We start from the raw sequence: 20,435 nt of genomic DNA, 5'->3' as shown, positions 1-20,435 counted from the left end.
ATACCGCGATCGTCAATACGGGCTGCACCGTTGTAGCTCCGGGCGCGGTGGCACTGTTTTTCAGTGCGGGAGAGACTTTCGGGAATTGTGCTGCCCGCACCCCGACCGCTGAAAGGCTCCCCGTGGCTCTTGCCCTCCCGATCTGGTTTGAAATCGGATCCCTCGTCGTTTTGACCCTCATCTTGGTCGCCGACCTTCTCATCGTTTACAAGCGCCCGCACGTTCCCTCGATGAAGGAAGCCAGCCTCTGGGTCGGCTTCTACGTCGTCCTCGCCCTGGTCTTCGCTCTGCTGATGCTGATCTTCGGCGGAGCGGAGCACGCCGGTCAGTTCTTGGCAGGTTGGCTCACCGAGTACAGCCTGTCGATCGACAACCTCTTCGTCTTCGTCATCATCATGGCGAGGTTCTCGGTGCCCCGAAAGTACCAGCAAGAAGTGCTGATGGTGGGAATCATCATCGCTCTGGTGCTGCGCGGAATCTTCATTCTGCTCGGCGCCCAACTGATCGAGAACTTCAGCTGGATCTTCTACATCTTCGGCGCCTTCCTGCTCTACACCGCCGTACACCAAGCGATCGCAAAGGAAGACGAGGCTGCCGACAAGGAGAACCGTCTGATCGGCTTTCTGCGTCGCCACATGAACGTCTCGAACGACTTCGATGGAGCGAAGGTTCGCACGGTCATCGACGGCAAGAAGTTCTTCACTCCCATGCTGATCGTCTTCATCGCGATCGGCACGACCGACCTGATTTTCGCGCTTGACTCCATTCCCGCCATCTTCGGCATCACACAAAGCCCGTTCATCGTCTTCACCGCCAATGTGTTCGCGCTGATGGGCCTGCGCCAGCTGTACTTCTTGCTCGGCGGGCTGCTCGAACGTCTGGAATACCTCAAGTACGGCATCGCGTTCATCCTCTTCTTCATCGGCGTCAAGCTGGTCTTCCACGCCATGCACACCAATGAGCTGCCGTTCATCAACGGCGGCCAGGGAATCGAGTGGGCGCCCGAGATCGACACCTGGACGTCGCTCGCGGTGATCATCGCGTCGATGGCCGTCGCCACAATCGCCAGCCTGATCAAGGCAAACCGGGATGCCCGCCGCCGCGGTCACACCCTGGCCGAGGAGATTCGCCCGGTCGAAAGCGAGTAACTCTCTCTGCAATTGCTACGGTGGACATCCGGTGGTTGTGACAACTGACGTTGTCGCACCACCGGATGTCGCGCTTAACACGAGAGACGTCGACAGTATTGGCGAAAGATTTGAACGGAGCGTTGGTGGGCGAACACGGGGAATCCGACCTGATTCTTGCCACAGAGCACACGCATCTCAGCTTCAGCGCACACAGCGACATCGGCCTCGTGCGCAGCGTGAACGAAGACAGCTTTCTCGCCGGGTCCCCTGTCTTTCTCGTCGCCGACGGGATGGGCGGACATGCGCGCGGTGAAGTGGCCAGCCAAACGGTGGTGCGCGTTTTCGAGGAGCACATCGAACGTGACGTGCCCTCGACACCGGAACGCATTCTCGACGCCATCCATTCGTCGAACGATGCGGTGCACGACCTCAGTTCGGCTGACGACTTTGGCTCGGCCGTGGCCGGCACAACGCTGGCCGGGGTCGCGATCGTGGATGCCGGCGAGGGCACCGGCCTGTGCTGGATGGCCTTCAACATCGGCGATTCCCGCGTTTACACCTGGGACGGCCACGTTCTCCGCCAGTTGAGCGTCGACCATTCTGCGGTGCAGGCCATGATCGATGCCGGCCTGCTTCGGCCCGAAGACGCGGAGAGCTGGCCGGAACGCAACGTGATCACCCGCGCGATCGGACTCTCAGACCATGCGGATGCCGACGTCTGGCTGATTCCGATCGATGGCCGCCAGACATTCCTGATCTGCTCAGACGGGGTAAGCAACGAGCTGTCCCTTGAGCGGATGACCCGCATTCTCGCCGCGCATGAGACCGGCAAAACTGCCGCACAGAACGGTGGGGGAGTCACCGTCGCCGAAGCGTTGGTGGCAGCGGCGCTCGATCATCGGGGGCGTGACAACCTGACGGCGATCGTCGTTGGGTCACATTCGCGCCCCATCGAAGTGTTAGCCTGAAACTATGCTGTCCGGTCGACTTCTTCTTCTGTGCCGCGACGAGTCCTCGTTCTAAGGCCTCCCTCGTCGCGGAGTCTGTCGTTGGCTGACCACCACCTTTTTGAGGAAGAACTACAACCATGAATGACGCATCAACGTTGAGCGAGCGCCCCCGCACCCTGGCCGAAAAGGTCTGGGACAAGCACCTGGTCGCCAAGGGCGAAAACGGCACCCCCGACCTCATCTACATTGACCTGCACCTCGTGCACGAGGTGACCAGCCCACAGGCCTTCGACGGCCTGCGCTTGGCCGGTCGGCCCCTGCGGCGCCCCGACCTCACGATCGCCACCGAAGACCACAACACGCCGACCCTGGCGATTGACCGGCCGATCGCCGACCTCACCAGTCGCACGCAGATTGAAACCCTGCGCCGCAACTGTGAGGAGTTCGGCGTTCGCCTGCACTCCCTGGGCGACATCGAGCAGGGCATCGTGCACGTCGTCGGCCCGCAGCTGGGCCTGACCCAGCCCGGCATCACTGTGGTCTGCGGCGACTCGCACACCTCGACCCACGGCGCCTTCGGTGCGATGGCGTTCGGCATCGGCACCAGCGAGGTCGAGCACGTCATGGCCACGCAGACGCTGCCGCTCAAGGCGTTCAAGACCATGGCGATCACGGTCGACGGCACCCTGCGCCCCGGCGTCACGGCCAAAGACATCATCCTCGCCGTCATCGCGAAGATCGGCACCGGCGGCGGCCAGGGCTACGTGCTCGAATACCGCGGCAGTGCCATCCGTTCCCTCTCAATGGAGGGCCGCATGACGATCTGCAACATGTCGATCGAAGCCGGCGCCCGCGCCGGAATGGTCGCGCCAGACCAAATCACCTACGACTACCTCAAGGGTCGTGCCCACGCGCCCGCCGGTCAGGACTGGGACGACGCCGTCGCCTACTGGGACACCCTCGCCACCGATGACGGCGCCACGTTTGACGCCGAGGTCATCCTCGACGCCGACACGCTCGAACCGTTCGTCACCTGGGGCACCAACCCCGGTCAGGGTGTCTCGCTCTCCGAGCCCGTTCCGAACCCGGCAGATATCAGCGACGCCAACGAACGTTCGGCCGCTGAGCGGGCGCTCGAATACATGGACCTCGTCGCCGGCACCCCGATGAAGGACATCCGTGTTGACACGGTCTTCCTCGGCTCCTGCACCAACAGCCGGGTCGAAGACCTGCGCGCCGCAGCCGAGATCATCAAGGGCAAAAAGATGGCCGACGGCATCCGGATGCTCGTCGTGCCCGGTTCCGCCCGTGTGCGCCTCGAGGCCGAGGCTGAAGGCCTCGACAAGATCTTCACCGACTTCGGCGCCGAATGGCGTTTCGCCGGCTGCTCCATGTGCCTCGGCATGAACCCTGACCAGCTGGCACCGGGGGAGCGCTGCGCCTCGACAAGCAACCGCAACTTTGAAGGCCGACAGGGCAAGGGCGGGCGCACCCACCTGGTCTCTCCGCTCGTCGCCGCAGCCACAGCCATCCGTGGCACCCTGTCGAGCCCCTGGGACCTCGACCCCACTGCCAAGAACGACCTGACCCTGGACGGAGCCAAATAGTCATGGAAAAATTCAGCGAAGTCACCGGCGTCGGCGTGCCACTGCGCCGCTCGAACGTCGACACAGACCAGATCATCCCCGCGGTGTATCTCAAGCGCGTCACCAAGACCGGTTTCGAAGACGCGCTCTTCGCCGGCTGGCGCGCCGATCCCGACTTCGTGCTGAACCAGCCTGCCTATCAGGGGGCCCGCGTGCTCGTGGCCGGCGCCGACTTCGGCACGGGTTCTTCGCGCGAACACGCCGTCTGGGCTTTGCGCGACTACGGTTTCGACGTGGTGCTCAGCCCCCGGTTCGGCGACATTTTTCGCGGCAACTCCGGCAAGCAGGGCCTCGTCGCCGGCCAGATTACCGAAGAAGACGCTGAGCTGCTGTGGAGCGCCATTGAGGCGAGCCCGGGAATTGAACTGACCGTCAATCTGTTGGACAAAACAGCACGACTCGGCGACCTCACAGTCTCATTTGAGATCGACGAATACACTAGATGGCGGCTGCTCGAAGGTCTCGACGACATCGGCCTGACCCTGCGCGATGAGGCGCGGATTTCTGAATTCGAATCCCAGCGGGAGTCATGGCGCCCCCGCACTCTCCCTGCAAGGTAGGTAATTTGTGAGCACACTCGGTCAAGACGCGCAGAACCATGGCGCAGCCGTCGGCCTCCTCGGTGATCGGATCACCATCCGCGGCGGTATCCCTTTGGTTGGGCGTATCGAGCTGAAGGGTGCGAAGAACCTGGTCACCAAGGCCATGGTCGCGGCTCTGCTCGGTGAGTCGCCGAGCGTTCTGAAAGACGTTCCGAACATCAGCGACGTGCGCATTGTGCGCGGGCTGCTTGAGGTTCACGGCGTCAAGGTCACCGACGGCGACGAGCCAGGCGAACTGATTCTCGACCCGGTCAACGTCGAAAGCGCGCACTACGCCGACATCGACGCCCACGCCGGTTCGTCACGCATCCCGATCCTCTTCTGCGGCCCATTGCTGCACCGTCTCGGCGAGGCGTTCATTCCCGACCTGGGCGGCTGCCGCATCGGCGACCGTCCGATCGACTACCACCTGGACGTGCTGCGCAAGTTCGGTGCCGTCGTCGAGAAACAGGCCAACGGCATCCGGATGTCCGCACCCAACGGTCTCAAGGGCACCAAGGTCGACCTGCCCTACCCGAGCGTCGGTGCGACAGAGCAGGTTCTGCTCACCGCCGTGCGGGCCGAGGGAATCACCGAGCTCAAGGGCGCGGCGATCGAGCCGGAGATCATGGATCTCATCAACATCTTGCAGAAGATGGGCGCGATCATCACCGTCGACACCGACCGCGTGATTCGCATCGAGGGCGTCGAGCGTCTCGAGGGCTACCAGCACCGCGCGCTCTTCGACCGCAACGAGGCCGCAAGCTGGGCTGCTGCAGCGCTGGCAACCGACGGTGACATCTTCGTCGGCGGGGCACGCCAGGCCGAAATGATCACCTTCTTGAACGTCTTCCGCAAGGTCGGTGGCGCGTTCGACATCCACGACGACGGCATCCGTTTCTACCACCCCGGTGGAGAGCTGAAGCCCGTCATCATCGAAACGGATGTGCACCCCGGGTTCATGACGGACTGGCAGCAGCCGCTCGTGATCGCCCTCACCAAGGCGCACGGCGTGTCGATCGTGCACGAGACCGTCTACGAGCAGCGCTTCGGCTTCGTCGACGCCCTGGTCGAGATGGGTGCGACGATTCAGATTCACAAGGAATGCCTCGGCGGTCACCCGTGCCGGTTCGGCCAGCGCAACTTCAACCACTCGGCTGTCATCACCGGCCCGACGAAGCTGCACGGCGCCGACATCGAGGTTCCCGACCTGCGCGGTGGCTTCAGCCACCTCATCGCGGCGCTGTCTGCCGAGGGCACCTCGACCGTCAGCAACGTCGGAATTATCTCGCGCGGTTACGAGAACTTCATCACCAAGCTGGAGCTGTTGGGGGCTGACTTCGATCTCGAAGGATAATAGGGCTGTGCCGTTGAATCCCACACCCGCGAATCCCACGCCCTCGAATCCCACGCCTGCGTCGACGGCTGGTTCCGGCAAGCGCGTGCGCTCGGAGAAAAGCCGTCCGTCGATTTTTTGGCTGCTCGCCGCGATCGCGTTGCCGTTCATGAATCTCGTCGCCAAGTACGAGATCAGTGACCGGGAGAAGTTTCCGCGCAGCACCGCATTCGTGTTCGCACCGAACCATTACAGCGAAATCGATCCCGTTGTGATGGGGGTGGTGGCCTGGAAACTTGGTCGCCTGCCGCGGTTCATGGCGAAGGGTTCGTTGTTCAAGATTCCGGTCATCGGCTACCTGCTCACCAAGTCGGGGCAGATTCCCGTGCAACGGGGCGGCTCGGTGCGTGGCAGCGAACCGGTGAAGGCTGCTGAGCGACTCGTTGACAAGGGTCAGATGGTCGTCGTCTACCCGGAAGGCTCGCTGACGCGCGATCCCGACCTGTGGCCGATGCGCGGCAAGACCGGTGCCGTGCGCATCGCGCTTGAGCACAACATTCCGATCATTCCCGCAGCCCACTGGGGCACCCAGGCGCTAATGCCGCGCTACTCGAAGAAAATCAGCGTGTTTCCGCGCAAGACGATCACGGTCAAGATCGGCGACCCGGTCGACCTGTCACGCTTTCGCGGACGGAGCCTCGATGTTGCGACGCTGAATGAGGCAACTGCCGTGGTGATGGACGCGATCACGGTGCTGCTCGAAGACCTGCGCGGTGAGAAAGCCCCGACCAAGCGGTGGAACCCTGCCGAACACGACCAGAAAGAGACCGGCCGTTTTGAAGCCTAAGGTTCATCCTGCCACCCGTGTTGCCGTACTCGGAGCAGGAAGCTGGGGAACGACGTTCGCCAAGATTCTTGCCGACGGTGGCGCCGACGTCGTGCTCTGGGCCCGCCGGCCAGAGCTCGCCAAAGAAATCGCAGAGGGGCGCCGCAACAGCGACTACCTGCCCGGCATCAACCTGCCGGTCGGGCTGCGCGCCACGTCACGACTCGATCTGGCCCTCGCCGGAGCCGAGCAGGTGTTCGTTTCGGTACCCAGCCAGTCGCTGCGCGAGAATCTGATCGCCGCAGAGCCGTACCTCGCGCCCGGCGCGATCATCGTGTCGTTGATGAAGGGCGTCGAGCGCTCGACCGGCCTGCGCATGAGCGAGGTCATCGAGCAGGTGCTGCCGATCGATCCCTCGCGAATTGCCGCGATCTCCGGCCCGAACCTGGCGCTCGAAATTGCCAAGGAGCAGCCGACGGCCGCCGTCGTGTCGTCGAGCAGCCTGGAAACAGCGCAGGCCGTCGCCATGCTCGCGAACACCCGCTACTTTCGTTCCTACGTGAACACCGACGTCATCGGCACCGAGTTCGGTGGCGTGCTGAAGAACCTGATCGCCGTCGCCATCGGCATCGTCGACGGCGTCGGTTATGGCGAGAACACCAAAGCCTCAATCATCACCCGCGGCCTGGTCGAAATGACCGACTTCGCCGTCGCCTACGGCGCTCATCCTGAAACGTTGGCCGGTCTGGCCGGGCTCGGCGACCTGATCGCCACCTGCCAGTCCCCGCTGTCACGCAACAACACGGCCGGGCGGCTTCTCGGCCAGGGCTACAGCATCACCGATGTCACCAAGCAGATGCAGCAGACTACAGAGGGTCTCGCATCCGTCGGCCCCATTCTCGAACTGGCGCGCGCCAAGGGCGTCGAGATGCCCATTGTCGAGCAGGTACGCCAGGTGCTTGCCGGAACATTGAACCCGCGGGACATCGCGCCCCACCTGACCACCGACTCTGGGGAACCGCAGGGCGAAAGGACGATTGATGACGGACAAGCTCACGGTAGCGCTGCTCTTTGGGGGTCGCTCAAGCGAACATTCGATCAGCTGCGCCACAGCCGGCGGGGTACTGGCGGCAATTGACCGCGACCGCTACACCGTCATCCCGATCGGGATCACGCGTGAGGGCGCCTTCATTCTTGAAACGGATGACCCGGCCAAATTTGCGTTGAACCCAAACGCCATGCCCGAGGTCGTCGATAACGGCACCCGGGTGATCTGGCCGGACAGCGCGAGCAGCAGAACGCTTCAGGTGACGGATGCCGGTGGCACGCGCGCGCTCGGCGACGTCGACTTGGTCTTTCCGATCGTGCACGGACCCTTCGGCGAAGACGGCACCCTGCAGGGCATGCTCGAGCTGATCGGACTGCCGTACGTCGGCTCCGGCGTTCTCGCCTCGGCGCTCGGCATGGACAAGCACTTCACCAAGACGGTTCTCATGCAGGCCGGGGTTCCCGTCGCACCGTGGCGCACGATCACGGCGGACGCCCATGCGTCTGATCCCGCTCTGGCCGAACGCGCCCTGGCCGAGCTGGGGCTTCCCGCGTTCGTGAAGCCGGCGCGTGCCGGGTCGAGCGTTGGCGTGAGCAAGGTGTCGACTCCGTCGCAGCTGGAGGCGGCCCTCGCGACGGCGTTCGCCGAGGATCACAAGGTGCTCATCGAATCGGGCCTGGTCGGGCGCGAGATCGAGGTCGCCGTGTTGCAGGACCGTCCCGGCCAGCCGACTCGGGCATCCGTCGCCGGAGAGGTCGTTGTCAGCGGTCGTGACTTCTATGACTTCGCGGCCAAGTATGAGGGCGCGGCCGGTATCGACCTGGTCTGCCCGGCCGAGCTGTCAGCTTCGGAGCTCGCTGAGATGCAGGCGCTGGCGATTCACGCGTTCGATGCGATCGGTGGTGCAGGGCTCGCCCGCGTCGACTTCTTTTTGACCGCCGACGGCTGGGTCGTCAACGAGCTCAACACGATGCCGGGCTTCACCCCCATTTCGATGTTTCCGAGCTGCTGGCTGGCCAGCGGGTACACCTATCCGCAGTTGATCGACGAGCTGATCGAGGTGGCTCTCGCGCGGGTCGGGCACGGTTCGTAGCCGACCACTTCGTTGATCGAGGAGGCCGCCCGCGGCCGTCTCGAGACCCCGTGAGCCACTGTTTGAACGCTACCCGAGTTCAAGGATTGGCTCGCGAGATCTCGAGACGCGTGCTCGCGAGCTCGCGCGCTCCTCGATCAACGAAATGGCCCATATGCCTAATAGACACTCGCTGGCGCTCGTTCCTCGATCAACGGAATGGTGGCGGCGCGCCTACGGCGTCGCTCCGTCCGACGGGAGCACCACGTCGTCGGCTCCGGTGCAGGCCCCGCTGGCGGGGAGAACGCTGACCGCATTCGTGAGGTCGGCCAAGACCGTTGAACCGGCGACGGCTTTCGAGTCGACGACGACCTCGACGGCCGGTTCGCGCCCGTAGGTCGTGAACCGGTAGAGGGGTGCGTCGGAGTCGTCTTCAATCCAGTCGATGCCGTTGATGCTCACGCAGGGCAACGTCGTCGGTCCGGGAACGGCCACGCCACAGTGCAGCAGAACGGCAGAATTGCCAGGTTCTCCCCATGCCCCGGTTCCCTGCGCATTCGTCTCAAGCTCTGGCTTGTCGGCAACCGAGGTGGGGAGGTGCACGACGACATCGGCGCAACTCGCGTTCGTGGCATCAGCGGCCGGCTGCAGCGGAACCGCCGCGGCGCAACCGGAGAGCAGTAGAACGCCGACGAAGAGTACGGGTGCTGCGATCGAAGCAGGGCGGAGTGCGGCATGGCGCGCGCGGAATCGGAGAGTCATCCCTTTCAGGCTACCGTTTCAGATATGACGAATGCTGCGGGCCCCACTCCTTCGCTCGGCTCGGCCAGTGCCGACACGCTGACCCTGGCCGACCTCAGCGAGGGGGAGGTGCTCGCGCGCATCTTTCCCCGGCTTCCGCAGGCAACCGCCGAACTTCTCGGCCCTGGCGATGACGCCGCGGTGATCGCCGCGCCCGACGGTCGCTTCGTCGTGACGACGGACATGATGATCCACGGGCCTGACTTTCGGCTCGCCTGGTCGACACCGCACGACCTCGGCTGGAAGGCCGCAGCGACCAACCTGTCGGATGTCGCGGCGATGGGCGCGACCCCGTCGGCGTTGGTCGTGGCCATCGCCGCACCCCCGCACACTCCGATCAGCGTGATCGAGGGTATCGCCGACGGGCTCAGGGCCTGCTGCGAAGCTCTGTCGCCCGGCTGTGGTGTCGTCGGGGGCGATCTGTCGGCCTCGGATACCCTCACCCTCGCCGTGACGGCATTCGGCGACCTCGGCGGCCGGCCTCCAGTTCTCCGCTCCGGTGCCCGCCCCGGCGACGTGGTGGCGATCGCCGGTCGGCTCGGCGAGGCAGCGGCCGGGCTTGAGCTTCTGTTTCGGCACGGGGTCGATGACGCGGGCAACCCGGATGCCGCACGTGCGGCAGAACTGAAGCTCACGCATCCGCACGCCATCGCGGCTCAGCTTCGCCCCGAACCTCCCGTCGTGCTGGGCCCGGTCGCTGCACTGGGCGGGGCCACGGCGATGCTCGACGTCTCGGACGGGCTCGCGATCGACGCCGGACGGATCGCCCGGGCGAGCGGCGTCGGCATCGACTTTGATTCACGCACGTTGGGGGAGCGGATCGAGGTTTCGCTCGGCGGCGGCGAAGACCACGGCCTTCTCGCGACATTCCCGGTTGATGTGCCGCTGCCCGTCGGGTTTCGGGCGATCGGAGTCGTGACGGCTGAAGTCGGCGCGATTCTCGTCGATGGCGCCCCGCACGATCAGGGCGGCTGGGACCCCTACCGGGGTTGGAACGGCGCGGTCGGCTAGAACAGCCCAGTAACGCGCTCGAGTGTGACTATTTCGTTGGTCGAGGAGCACGCGACGAAGGAGCGCGCATCTCGAGACCCGGCGAGCCGATCTCTTGACTTGGGTTGCGTCTAAACGTCGGCTCACGGGGTCTCGAGACGGCCGCGGGCGGCCTCCTCGACCAACGAGGCGGCTGTGGCGACACGACTGAACCGGAGCGGGTCAGGGGTCAGTCGTCAGCGTCAGCCGGCTCCGCGTACCAGACGATCGTTTCGCCATAGGCCTTGCGCCGCGAGGGAACGAGGCCGGTGCCCCACGCGGGCTCCGGCGAACGCGAACCCCGCTCGAGCACCACGAGGGCATCCTCGGAGAGCAGCGGAGCCAGCGCCGCCAAGTTCTGGGTCAGTTCGCTCTCATCGAGATCGTAAGGCGGGTCAATAAAGACGAGGTCGAACTCGGCGGTCGCCGAGTTGAGAAACGCCTGCACCGACTGGCCCGTGGTCGAGATTTTCGGTGCATCGCGGTTCGGGGCCATTTTCAGAACGGCCTCGGTGTTCTTGCGGCACATGGCCGCGGCAGTCTGGCTCTTCTCGACAAGCACAACCGAGCGCGCGCCGCGGCTGGCGGCTTCCAGGCCGAGACCGCCGGTGCCGGCGTAGAGGTCGAGCACGCGGGCGAAGCGCAGGGCATCCCGGGCTTCGAGCGCCGAAAAGATCGCCTCGCGCACACGGTCGCTGGTCGGTCGGGTGCCGGTCTTCGGAACGGCCAAGGTCAGGGAGCCGGCGAAACCGGCGACAATTCGAGTCATCTCAGTTCGAGCCTATCGGCAGACCGCGCCGGAGAATGAAAAGATAGGGAGGTGACTGACTCCGCTCCGCTTCTTCCGCCGCTGCCTGGCGAGACGTCGATGGATCCTGCAGGGCCGCTCTCGACCACGGCACACCCGCCCATCGGTGTCGCATCCGTCGCCGGACCCGACAAGCCCCTCATCTTCGATGCCACCCTCGACACGAAGATTTCTGCGGTCGTGGGCGGTCGCACCGCCCAGGCGCTGGCCAAAGCCTTCGACATGGAGACCGTCGGCGATCTGCTCAGTCACTACCCGCGTCGGTACGCCCGTCGCGGTGAGCTGACCGCGCTCGACGAACTGCCGCGCGGGGAAAGCGTCACGATCGTCGCCGAGGTACTGTCGGTCAGCGAACGCAGCATGAAGTCCAAGCGCGGCTCCATCGTCGAGGTCAAGATCTCCGATGGAAACGGCATCCTCACCCTCACCTTCTTCAACCAAAAGTGGCGCGCCGAGGCCCTGCGCCGCGGAATGCGCGGCATCTTCGCCGGAAAAGTCACCGACTACCGGGGTGCCCTGCAGCTGGCGCACCCCGACTACGAGCTCTTCGCCGATGACGCCGACGCGCCCCCGCGCGACAGCGATGCACAACGTCGGTGGGTTGAAGCGCCAATTCCGATCTACCCGGCCACCGCAACAATGCCGAGCTGGAAAATTGCGAAGACGGTTGCTCTCGTTCTTGACGGTCTCGGCCCGCTGCCCGACCCGCTGCCCGGTGCCTTGCGCGCTGAGCGCACCCTTCTCACGCAGCGCGATGCCTTCGAGAAGATCCATCGTCCGACGGCGGATGGCGACTGGCGGGCGGCTCGGGACACGCTCAAGTTCACCGAGGCGTTCGTGCTGCAATGCGCTCTGGTGCTGCAGCACAACGCGGCCCGCGCACGAGAAACCCGGCCCCGGGTGCCGACGCGAGGCGGATTTCTCGATCATTTCGACAGCACCCTGCCCTTCGAGCTGACGGGTGACCAGCAGCAGGTGGGCTCCGAGATCGCCAGAGATCTCGCCGAGAGCGGTCCGATGAACCGGCTCGTACAGGGCGAAGTGGGATCGGGAAAGACTGTTGTGGCGTTGCGGGCCATGCTCGCCGTCGCCGACTCGGGCGGGCAATCCGCCTTGCTCGCGCCGACCGAGGTGCTTGCGGCTCAGCACCTCCGGTCGATCGTGCGCATGCTCGGACCCGACCGGGCGGCCGAACTCATGCCGACGCTGCTCACCGGTCAGCTTCCTACGGCCGAACGCAAGAAGGCGTTGCTGCGTACGGTGTCGGGTCAAGCCCTCATCGTGATCGGCACCCACGCCCTGCTCAGTGACACCGTGCACTTCTTCGATCTCGGACTCGTCGTCGTCGACGAACAGCACCGGTTCGGGGTCGAACAGCGCGAAGCCCTGCGTTTGAAGGGCGCTCAGCCCCCGCATGTGCTCGTATTGACGGCCACCCCGATCCCGCGCACCATCGCCATGACCGTGTTCGGCGACCTGGATGTCAGCACGATCGCCGAGCTTCCGGCCGGGCGCCAGGGGATCGAGAGCTTCGTCGTGCCCCTGGCCGAGAAGCCCGCCTGGTCGATGCGCGTCTGGACCCGACTCGCCGAGGAACTCGCGCAGGGCCGACAGGCCTTCGTGGTCTGTTCCGCAATCTCGCCGAAGGTGCGGGAGCCGGGGGAGGAAGCCCCGTCGGCGGAAGGCGACGATGTGAAGACGCCGCCGACCACCGTCGAGGGATTGCTTGCCGAGCTGCGTGTCAAGCCGGAGCTCGCCAGTGCACGCATCGAACCACTGCATGGGCGGATGTCCAGCGACGAGAAGGATGTCACGATGCGCGCGTTCGCGGCGGGTGATATCGACATTCTCGTCGCCACGACGGTGATCGAGGTCGGTGTCGACGTGCCCAATGCATCGGCAATGGTCGTGATGGATGCCGACCGGTTCGGCGTGTCTCAGCTGCACCAACTGCGCGGTCGGGTGGGCCGCGGCGAGATTCCCGGGCTCTGCCTGCTCGTGACGACCGCGTCAGCCGACTCCCTGGCGCGGGAGCGTGTCGATGCCGTCGCATCCACTCTCGACGGCTTTGAACTGGCCCAAGCAGACCTGACTCTGCGACGGGAGGGCGATGTTCTGGGCGGCGAGCAGTCGGGTGCCAAGTCGTCGCTGCGACTGCTCCGCGTCGCCACCGACGGCGAGCTGATTACCCAGGCCCGCGCCCACGCCCAGGAACTCATCGGAGACGATCCCGACCTGTCAAGCATCCCGCCGCTTGCCGCTGCTGTGCGTCGCCGGCTCGATGAGTCTGAGCGTTCCTGGCTCCGTAAGGGCTGAGTCGCGGCCTTGCCGGGCGCCGCGCGCATCAGGCGGGCACGCTTCAGCTGGTACCGCTCGGAGATTTCGATTGTCGGCCGAGGTGACTCTAGCCAGGCGGGCCCCTGGCGGTGCTTGGATAGGCGCATGTCTGTTTATCCTGCGGTTGCTGTCTGCGGCCCCGCTTCGTGGAACCACCTCATCGTGCTTGACCACCTCCCGGAGCCTGTGCCGCACATGCAGTTCGCGCGGCGCTCCTGGCACACAGTCGGGGGCACCTCGGCGGGTAAGGCTCTGCACCTTGCTCATCTCGGCATCGGCGTGAACTTGTGCACGCCTCTGGGGACGGACGACGATGGCGAGCAGATCCGCCGCGCCCTCACCACGGCCGGCGTCACTGTCGAAGCGATCGCCTCTGACCGCACCGAGCGCCACGTCAACCTCATGACCGACGACGGCGGCCGCGTATCACTTTACGTTTCGACCCCTTCCACGCCAGCGGAAGATGAGCTTGACGCTATTGCGATGGTGATAGCCGCAGCGGATCTCACCGTGATCGACCTGAGCGAACTCGGCGTGCTCCTGCTGGAACGCGGAAAACTCGGGCAGTCGCCGCTGTGGGTGGACCTTCACGACTACGACGGATCTTCGGCGTTCCATGAGCCATTTTTGCGTGCGGCAGAGACCGTGTTTATGAATGACGACCGAACGGATGATCCCTGGGAACTCATGCGCTCTTGCCTTGAGCGGGGCCCACGCCTGGCGGTGTGCACGCGCGGGGCGGCAGGCGCGATCGCGCTCGAAGCGGACGGGTCGCGGCATGAGATTGACGCAGTTCCCGCCGACGTGGTGGACACAAATGGTGCCGGCGATGCGTTCATGGCTGGTTTCCTCGCTGCGACCCTGCGTGGTGCGCCGGTTGCTCGTGCCCTCGAGGCCGCTGCGGCGCAAGCCCGCATCGCGATTGAGAGTGAGCATCTGCACCCGGTGCTCGGGCGTTGATTCGGCCTCAGCTGCCGGTGGGAGTGCTGCCCGTGGCTGAGGATTGCATTAGCTGACGAATGCATCGGATGCGGAGCACATGGCTTCTGTCGTAAGGGGGCCGCCGTGCCCCTCTGACTCGATGATGACAAGATCGCTGGCTGGCCATGCTTGATGCAGCAACCAGGGTGTGATTGTCGGCCCGCTCACGTCGCGTCGTCCGTGGATGAGGACTGCGGGGATGCCGGCTAGCTCGTTCACCCTTTCGAGGATTGCAGTGCCGCCGATGGGGAGGAAGCCGTCGTGTGCCCAATAGTGCGTGACGAGGGTCGCGAAGACGAGGCGACGGATCGGGTCTTCATGCAGCGGCCCCGAGCGCCAGTTCGGGTCTAATGAGATGTGGACCGACTCCCAGTCATCCCATTGTTGTGCCGCCCGGTCGCGCTCGTCCTTGTCGCCACGGGCAAGCCGTCGCGCGTACGCCTCGACGACTCGTTCCCCGGGCTGCCGACCGGACTGTTTGTCGAAACGTGCCCACGCCTCCGGGAAGAGCCGTCCGACCGTTTCCGTGATCCAGTCGACCTCCGCCCGGCTGGTGGTTGTCACCGCTGCCAGGACCAGCTCCGTGACCCGGTCGGGATGCGAGAGGGCGTAGGCGAGCGCGAGCGTCGTGCCCCACGAGATCCCCGAAACAAGCCACCGATCTACATTCAGGTGTGTCCGCACGGCTTCGATGTCGGCAATGACTGTCTGGGTGGTGTTCGAGGAAACCTGATCGAGGGAGTCGATGACGAGTGGGAGGCTGCGACCGCATCCGCGCTGGTCAATGCCGACGATCAGGTATCGTTCCGGATCGAACCTGCTTCGGTAACCGCCTGCCCCTAACCCGCTCCCGGGGCCACCGTGTAAGAACAACGCCGGTTTGCCCAGCGGGTTGCCAGAGAGCTCCCAATAGATCTGGTTGCCGTCGGGCATGGTTAACAGCCCGGTTTCGAAGGGGTGGATCTGTGGGTATGGCACGGCAATGAGCCTACGAGAGAACTCTGCACTTAGCCGCTCCGCTTCCAGGCATCTCAATGCAGGCGTCAACGCGATTGGTTTCACGCCATTCCGTGCCAGCTCAACGTCCGGCTTGCGTGCAGTCAGCCTAGGCCGACTCAGATCAAGCCACGAGCAAAATTGGTCGGCCATGGCCTCCTAGCCTTCTGGCTTTCAGCGTCTCCGTCTGCTCCGGCGCTGGTTTCAAGCAAAACCAACCGGTTCACGAGGTCTGGGCGCCTCGCGGCGACGAGCATCGCGGTATGGCCGCTCATCGATTGATCGACCACGTCCACGGGGCCATCGACCACGACTTCGATGAGCCGAATATCGTCTGAAACATACGCCTCGCGGGACAGATCATCAGGCAAGCGAGAGCTTCGGCCGTGACCGGTGTGTGCTCAGGACGCGAGACGGGACCAGTGGATGCGTTTGTAGGTGATTCGTCCGATATCGACGGCCTGAGGATCCACGTTCAACCAGAGAGCGGCTACTGACCGTACCTCCCGAGGTACCTCTTGATGAGTGAGGACTTGGCCGACGGCATTAAGTTGGTGGATGACGAACACCCAGGATTTACCATCGAATGTCGTCGTCGCAGTGAAGTTGCGCATTGGACGCCGTTCCAGGACTCCAGAACAACCCGAAGAGAACGACATTACCCGTGCCCGCTGGCCGTCCGGCAAATGATCTTCATCCGTTTCTATCCCGATGCTCGCCGAGCTCTATCTGGTTCTTAGCCCACCGGCAGCCTAGTATTTTGGATGCTGGCTCTCGGCACGAGGGTGCGCGTGTTGGTGGGGGCAATTGCCAAGACCGCGAGGGCCCCTGAAATAATGCACAGACCCGTCCAGCCCATGACGCTGAGGCGTTCGCCGACGATGGCCACCGCTAGGATCGCGGCGATGGCCGGCTCGCTCAGGGTGATGGTGGTTGCAGTGCTGGCGGGGATGCGAGCAAGACCGTATCCAAAAAGCAGGTAGCCCAGGAACATGGGTACCAGAGCCATGTACGCTGCGACAGTAAATGCCTGACTACTGGCTATCAGGGGTGCGCCGGTCAGGAGCAGGACTGGCATAAGTAGGACGCCCCCAGTCCCGAAAACCGCACCCATCGAAGCAGCGCGGCTAATTCCCTGGCTCATGAGACGCTGCGCGCACCAAGAATAGGTGGCGTATGTGATTCCGGCGAGCAGGCCGAGAGCGATGCCGGCAAGGGTCGCCCCTGCATCGCTTGGGTCGCGGACCATTTTAGAGAGGCAAAGGAGGATGCTCCCGGTGACTCCGAGTCCGGCGGCGAGCAACCACCACCGGCTGAGCGGGGTTCGCTGTACGAACCGTTCCAGCACACCGGAAGCCAGCGGGGCAGACGCCAGGGAAACCACGGATCCCAACGCCACCCCAGCCAGGTGCATTGAGCTGTAGAACGCCAACGGATATATGGCCACCGCAAAGGCACCTAAGGCGACCACAGGCAAGTTGGCACGGAGCTGCCCGCGGCTGCTGAGTAACGAAGGGACAGCAACGAAGGCCTGAAGAATGCCGCCGACCCCCAGCGCAGCAGCTCCAATAGCCAATGGTCCGGCGTCGTGTGCAAATGTTGCGGCGGTGCCCGTGGTGCCCCACAAAATTGAGGTGAAGGTGATCGCGCCAATCGCGAGCAACCGCTGGCGCCTCACATCGCGTCCAGCAGAGAGGCAGCGATCGCTCGGGCGTGGATCAGACGCTCCGCCGAACCCTCCAAACCAGCGCGCGCCACCGCGCCCTCAAGCACAAATGCCAGTTGCTCAGCGAGGCTTGCCGCGTGTCCGGCTTCTATGACTTCGGCCAGCTCGCTGGCCAGAATTGACTCGACCTGTTCCTTGTGCTCGCGTACCGCCATCCGCCCTGGAGTGCCTACAGGTAGCTCGGCGGCCGCGTTGAGCAGCCCGCACCCCCGAAACCCGTGGACGTAGGCAGCATTCGCATGGTCGATATAGGCGTCGAACACGGCCAGTACTCGTTCGCGCGCCGACTGCGCCTCTCGCGCCCGCACCTCAAACAGTTCCAGCCATTCCTGGTGACGGCCCCAAATATAGGCGAGCACCAGCTCATCCTTTGAGGCGAAATTGTTGTAGAGGCTCTTCCGCGCGACGCCTGCCCTCTCGGTGATCGAGTCAATACCGGTGGCAGCCATCCCATCGGCATAGAACAAGTCTGCTGCGGCCCTTAGTAAACGATCACGTGCCGGACGGCCCCGGACCACACCTTCACTCATTGCATTCAACTCTCAGTAGTTAGACCAACCTACCTACTCTATCGGGAGTTCGCTAGATGCCGAAAACAGGCGATTGCGAAACGCCATCGCTCAGTCGCGCCAGGTAGCTTCGTCGTATACAAGAGGCGACGGTCCCGTAAGTCCTTCCGCTTGCGGGCAACTCGCTCGGGGATCAACTCGTGCCAAGTCCGTTTCGAAGCGCCCGCTGGCTGGCCGTGCGGTCTGACGCCCAGCTCGCCCAATTGCCTGCAGATGGGCATGGATGGTGACGTAGCGTACAGGTGGAGGCATGGGAGGGGTGTTCACCCGGCGATCTGCGCTCCACCGACGAGGTCGGTTGAGCGCGAGAGCTCGGACCACTGTTCGATCTCGGCGGTGAACGCTGCGCGTCCTGCGGTAACGAGGCGGAGCGCGTCGGAGCCGAGAAGGAGGTGGGCCGGTGGGTTGTCGCTATCGAGGACAGCGAGAACTGCTTGCGCTGCCTTCGCGGGATCACCTAACTGGTTTCCGTTGGCAGCCTCACGGTTGGCGCGGATCGGGTCCATCAAATCGTCGTAGTCGTCGATGGAGCGGGCGGTGCGCACCATGGATCGCCCGGCCCAATCGGTCCGGAACGAACCGGGAGCGACCGCCGTGACGTGAATGCCGAAAGAGGCAACCTCTCTGCCCAGAGTCTCCAGGATGGCCTCGAGCGCGAACTTACTACCGCAGTAGTAGGCGAGACCGGGCACGGTCATGAGGCCGCCCATCGACGTCACACCCAGGATGTGCCCGGTGCGCCTTTCTCTCATGCCCGGCAGGACAGCCTTGATGATGGAAACCGCTCCGAAAACATTCACATCGAACTGACGGCGCAGTTCCGACATCGGCGATTCCTCCAGGACGCCTTCGTGGCCATATCCAGCATTGGCGATCAGGACGTCGATCGGCCCGACTCGTCTCTCGACATCGTCGACCGCGGCGAGCACCGCATCGTCGTCAGTCACGTCGAGCAGGATCGGCACCGCCCTCGCGTCGTTCGCGAGGGCCTCGAAAGTCTCGGCGTCTTCGGCGCGACGCACCGTGCCGACGACCGTGTGGCCGGCAGCGAGGGCGCCCTCGGCAAAGGCTCGTCCGAATCCGGAGCTGACACCGGTAATCAAAAAGATTTTCGTCATGAACCAATAATCATCGCACCGTCTCTTAAAGTCAACGTTGCGTTGATTTTCCTTGACGCTCTACGCTAGTGAGATGGCTCCCTACGCGTATGACGAGAACGGGCGTCGCGTCATGGCCCCGTCGAAAGGCGAGCTTCGCGAAAAATCGATTCTCGACGAGGCCGAGAAGCAGCTCATCGCGGTCGGCGCTGACGCGATGACGGTCGAGTCGATCGCGACGGCAGCAGGCCTCACCCGCGGGGCACTCTACTTCTACTTCCGCTCGAAGAACGACGTGCTCGCGGCTCTCGTGCAGCGGATCGTCATCGAACTGAGCGGCGCCGTCTCCACCCGGCAAAAAGCGTTGCCGAATTTGCCTCAGGATGCGCTTCTGAGCGCCATCGACCTGACTCGAGACCTCTGGAGCCGTCACGGCGCCGTCATGAGGGCAGCCGTCGAGCTGTCGCCCTCCGTGCCGGTGATCGCCCAGCTGTGGAACGGGGCCCGCGAGGAAATCGTCGAAAGCCTGCAGGCACTCGTTGTCGCCGCTGCCGTCGAGACTCCCGACGGCAGCTCCGACGAGGACGCGCTGGTGAGGGCTCTGGTTGGCATGACGGAGCGGGTCTTTTACGATGCCTCGGTCGCAGGATCCTCCCTCCGCACAGCGTCTGAGACCGTGGCAACGATCTGGACTCGTGTCCTGCCGTTCCCGTGACCACCGGTCAATGCCGCTGGGTGCGGCTTAGGGTCGTTCTATGAACCGAACGGATCGCTTGTACGCACTTGTGGAGGAGTTGCGTGTCGTTGCCCCGCGCCCGCGCAGCGGTCGGTGGTTGGCTGACCGGTTTGAGGTGAGTGTGCGCACCGTCGAGCGAGACGTCAGTGCTCTCCAGCAGGCGGGCACCCCGATCTGGGCGGAGCCCGGCCGCACTGGCGGATACTGCCTTGACCCGCTGAGAACGCTGCCACCGGTCAATTTCACCCCGCCGGAAGCCGTCGCGATGGCCGTCGCGCTGGAAGGCATGGCAGGCACCCCATTCCAGCAGGCAGCGCAGACGGCACTGCGGAAGTTGGTCGCTGCGATGCATGACAGCGATGCCGCGGCCGCGCGACACCTTGCCGCACGGGTGCATCTGCTCGGGTGGGATGCGGCTCTTCCGCCGGTCCCTGCTTTGATTGCGGATGCGCTCTCCGCCGGCCGTGTGCTCCGGATCAGCTACCAAGACCGGGACGGTGCGACAACGTCGCGCGAGGTCGAGCCCCTGGGCTACGTCGGGAAACCGACGAACTGGTATTTGGTCGGGTGGTGCCGTCTTCGCGGCGGTGTCCGGGCGTTTCGGACTGACCGCATCACGTCGAGCGTTGTGACGGCGGAGGTCCCGGCTCCGAGGGCGCTCCGACCGGAGGATCTCGACATTCCGTACGGCGAAGTCCGGCAGCTGACAATGCTGTGAAACTTTTTGCTTCGTCGCCTAAACACCGACAGGGGGTTGTCGCTGCCG

20 protein-coding genes are annotated in these 20,435 nt (G+C 64.4%); 13 read left to right on the top strand and 7 right to left on the bottom strand.

Features of this window, described 5'->3' with window-relative positions:
* The first annotated feature begins 122 nt into the window (after window positions 1-122).
* The 8 genes from ABD791_RS05770 (at window position 123) to ABD791_RS05735 (ending at window position 8,610) form a co-directional block, all read left to right on the top strand.
* Window positions 123-1,148, top strand: a complete 1,026-nt coding sequence (locus ABD791_RS05770) for a TerC family protein (RefSeq protein WP_345063291.1) — start codon at window positions 123-125, stop codon at window positions 1,146-1,148.
* 125 nt (window positions 1,149-1,273) lie between these two features.
* A complete protein-coding gene (locus tag ABD791_RS05765) occupies window positions 1,274-2,098 on the top strand; it encodes a PP2C family protein-serine/threonine phosphatase (RefSeq protein ID WP_345063289.1) in 825 nt (274 codons plus the stop codon).
* A gap of 119 nt (window positions 2,099-2,217) precedes the next feature.
* A complete protein-coding gene (gene leuC, locus ABD791_RS05760) occupies window positions 2,218-3,687 on the top strand; it encodes a 3-isopropylmalate dehydratase large subunit (RefSeq protein ID WP_345063286.1) in 1,470 nt (489 codons plus the stop codon).
* A 2-nt stretch (window positions 3,688-3,689) separates the two neighbouring features.
* On the top strand, window positions 3,690-4,286 hold the full coding sequence (gene leuD, locus ABD791_RS05755) for a 3-isopropylmalate dehydratase small subunit (RefSeq protein WP_345063283.1): 597 nt from the start codon (window positions 3,690-3,692) through the stop codon (window positions 4,284-4,286).
* 7 nt (window positions 4,287-4,293) lie between these two features.
* Window positions 4,294-5,664 (top strand): UDP-N-acetylglucosamine 1-carboxyvinyltransferase, encoded by a 1,371-nt coding sequence (gene murA, locus ABD791_RS05750; protein ID WP_345063281.1) that lies wholly within the window; start codon window positions 4,294-4,296, stop codon window positions 5,662-5,664.
* Window positions 5,665-5,677: 13 nt separating this feature from the next.
* On the top strand, window positions 5,678-6,490 hold the full coding sequence (locus tag ABD791_RS05745; protein ID WP_345063279.1) for a lysophospholipid acyltransferase family protein: 813 nt from the start codon (window positions 5,678-5,680) through the stop codon (window positions 6,488-6,490).
* Window positions 6,480-7,607 (top strand): NAD(P)H-dependent glycerol-3-phosphate dehydrogenase, encoded by a 1,128-nt coding sequence (locus ABD791_RS05740; RefSeq protein ID WP_345063276.1) that lies wholly within the window; start codon window positions 6,480-6,482, stop codon window positions 7,605-7,607. Before ABD791_RS05745 ends, ABD791_RS05740 begins: the two co-directional genes overlap by 11 nt.
* Entirely contained in the window at window positions 7,510-8,610 is a 1,101-nt protein-coding gene (locus ABD791_RS05735; RefSeq protein ID WP_345063273.1) for a D-alanine--D-alanine ligase family protein, read from the top strand. The genes ABD791_RS05740 and ABD791_RS05735 overlap by 98 nt, the downstream gene beginning before the upstream one ends.
* A gap of 213 nt (window positions 8,611-8,823) precedes the next feature.
* On the opposite strand, the gene ABD791_RS05730 is transcribed toward ABD791_RS05735, so the two are convergent.
* Window positions 8,824-9,351 carry a DUF3515 family protein gene (locus tag ABD791_RS05730; protein WP_345063270.1) on the bottom strand — a complete coding sequence of 176 codons (528 nt, stop codon included), beginning with the start codon at window positions 9,349-9,351 and terminating at the stop codon, window positions 8,824-8,826.
* Window positions 9,352-9,375: 24 nt separating this feature from the next.
* On the opposite strand from ABD791_RS05730, the gene thiL reads away from it, so the two are divergent.
* Window positions 9,376-10,401 (top strand): thiamine-phosphate kinase, encoded by a 1,026-nt coding sequence (gene thiL, locus ABD791_RS05725; protein ID WP_345063267.1) that lies wholly within the window; start codon window positions 9,376-9,378, stop codon window positions 10,399-10,401.
* A gap of 208 nt (window positions 10,402-10,609) precedes the next feature.
* On the opposite strand, the gene ABD791_RS05720 is transcribed toward thiL, so the two are convergent.
* Window positions 10,610-11,188 carry an RsmD family RNA methyltransferase gene (locus ABD791_RS05720; RefSeq protein WP_345063265.1) on the bottom strand — a complete coding sequence of 193 codons (579 nt, stop codon included), beginning with the start codon at window positions 11,186-11,188 and terminating at the stop codon, window positions 10,610-10,612.
* 99 nt (window positions 11,189-11,287) lie between these two features.
* Here ABD791_RS05720 and ABD791_RS05715 point away from each other — a divergent pair, with 99 nt between their 5' ends.
* Together ABD791_RS05715 and ABD791_RS05710 are read left to right on the top strand one after the other, a co-directional pair.
* A complete protein-coding gene (locus ABD791_RS05715) occupies window positions 11,288-13,543 on the top strand; it encodes an ATP-dependent DNA helicase RecG (protein WP_425562235.1) in 2,256 nt (751 codons plus the stop codon).
* A gap of 126 nt (window positions 13,544-13,669) precedes the next feature.
* Window positions 13,670-14,524, top strand: a complete 855-nt coding sequence (locus tag ABD791_RS05710) for a carbohydrate kinase family protein (RefSeq protein WP_345063262.1) — start codon at window positions 13,670-13,672, stop codon at window positions 14,522-14,524.
* 48 nt (window positions 14,525-14,572) lie between these two features.
* On the opposite strand, the gene pip is transcribed toward ABD791_RS05710, so the two are convergent.
* From pip to ABD791_RS05685, 5 genes are all read right to left on the bottom strand, one after another.
* Window positions 14,573-15,523 carry a prolyl aminopeptidase gene (gene pip / locus ABD791_RS05705; RefSeq protein ID WP_345063260.1) on the bottom strand — a complete coding sequence of 317 codons (951 nt, stop codon included), beginning with the start codon at window positions 15,521-15,523 and terminating at the stop codon, window positions 14,573-14,575.
* Between the two features lie 137 nt (window positions 15,524-15,660).
* Window positions 15,661-15,912: an alpha/beta fold hydrolase gene (locus tag ABD791_RS05700; RefSeq protein WP_345063257.1), complete on the bottom strand. Its 252-nt coding sequence runs from the start codon at window positions 15,910-15,912 to the stop codon at window positions 15,661-15,663.
* A gap of 365 nt (window positions 15,913-16,277) precedes the next feature.
* Complete coding sequence (locus ABD791_RS21295) at window positions 16,278-17,219, bottom strand: DMT family transporter (protein WP_486326968.1); 942 nt, start codon at window positions 17,217-17,219, stop codon at window positions 16,278-16,280.
* A complete protein-coding gene (locus ABD791_RS05690; RefSeq protein ID WP_345063254.1) occupies window positions 17,216-17,797 on the bottom strand; it encodes a TetR/AcrR family transcriptional regulator in 582 nt (193 codons plus the stop codon). Before ABD791_RS05690 ends, ABD791_RS21295 begins: the two co-directional genes overlap by 4 nt.
* A 302-nt stretch (window positions 17,798-18,099) precedes the next feature.
* Window positions 18,100-18,954 (bottom strand): oxidoreductase, encoded by an 855-nt coding sequence (locus ABD791_RS05685; RefSeq protein WP_345063251.1) that lies wholly within the window; start codon window positions 18,952-18,954, stop codon window positions 18,100-18,102.
* A gap of 73 nt (window positions 18,955-19,027) precedes the next feature.
* On the opposite strand from ABD791_RS05685, the gene ABD791_RS05680 reads away from it, so the two are divergent.
* Both ABD791_RS05680 and ABD791_RS05675 read left to right on the top strand, forming a co-directional pair.
* On the top strand, window positions 19,028-19,648 hold the full coding sequence (locus ABD791_RS05680; RefSeq protein WP_345063248.1) for a TetR/AcrR family transcriptional regulator: 621 nt from the start codon (window positions 19,028-19,030) through the stop codon (window positions 19,646-19,648).
* 40 nt (window positions 19,649-19,688) lie between these two features.
* A complete protein-coding gene (locus tag ABD791_RS05675) occupies window positions 19,689-20,387 on the top strand; it encodes a helix-turn-helix transcriptional regulator (RefSeq protein ID WP_345063245.1) in 699 nt (232 codons plus the stop codon).
* Window positions 20,388-20,435: the final 48 nt, after the last annotated feature.

The sequence above is a fragment of the Glaciibacter kafniensis genome, assembly GCF_039538945.1.
Classification (GTDB): Bacteria; Actinomycetota; Actinomycetes; order Actinomycetales; family Microbacteriaceae; genus Cryobacterium; species Cryobacterium kafniensis.
This window is presented reverse-complemented; position numbering and strand designations above follow the sequence as displayed.

Excerpts from the sequence above, each read along its gene's own strand:
- leuC (WP_345063286.1), top strand. The coding sequence starts at position 2,218 with ATGAATGACGCATCAACGTTGAGCGAGCGCCCCCGCACCCTGGCCGAA.
- leuD (WP_345063283.1), top strand. The coding sequence starts at position 3,690 with ATGGAAAAATTCAGCGAAGTCACCGGCGTCGGCGTGCCACTGCGCCGC.
- ABD791_RS05735 (WP_345063273.1), top strand. The coding sequence starts at position 7,510 with ATGACGGACAAGCTCACGGTAGCGCTGCTCTTTGGGGGTCGCTCAAGC.
- ABD791_RS05730 (WP_345063270.1), bottom strand. The coding sequence starts at position 9,351 with ATGACTCTCCGATTCCGCGCGCGCCATGCCGCACTCCGCCCTGCTTCG.
- thiL (WP_345063267.1), top strand. The coding sequence starts at position 9,376 with ATGACGAATGCTGCGGGCCCCACTCCTTCGCTCGGCTCGGCCAGTGCC.
- ABD791_RS05720 (WP_345063265.1), bottom strand. The coding sequence starts at position 11,188 with ATGACTCGAATTGTCGCCGGTTTCGCCGGCTCCCTGACCTTGGCCGTT.
- ABD791_RS05715 (WP_425562235.1), top strand. The coding sequence starts at position 11,288 with ATGGATCCTGCAGGGCCGCTCTCGACCACGGCACACCCGCCCATCGGT.
- ABD791_RS05710 (WP_345063262.1), top strand. The coding sequence starts at position 13,670 with ATGTCTGTTTATCCTGCGGTTGCTGTCTGCGGCCCCGCTTCGTGGAAC.
- ABD791_RS05690 (WP_345063254.1), bottom strand. The coding sequence starts at position 17,797 with ATGAGTGAAGGTGTGGTCCGGGGCCGTCCGGCACGTGATCGTTTACTA.
- ABD791_RS05685 (WP_345063251.1), bottom strand. The coding sequence starts at position 18,954 with ATGACGAAAATCTTTTTGATTACCGGTGTCAGCTCCGGATTCGGACGA.
- ABD791_RS05680 (WP_345063248.1), top strand. The coding sequence starts at position 19,028 with ATGGCTCCCTACGCGTATGACGAGAACGGGCGTCGCGTCATGGCCCCG.
- ABD791_RS05675 (WP_345063245.1), top strand. The coding sequence starts at position 19,689 with ATGAACCGAACGGATCGCTTGTACGCACTTGTGGAGGAGTTGCGTGTC.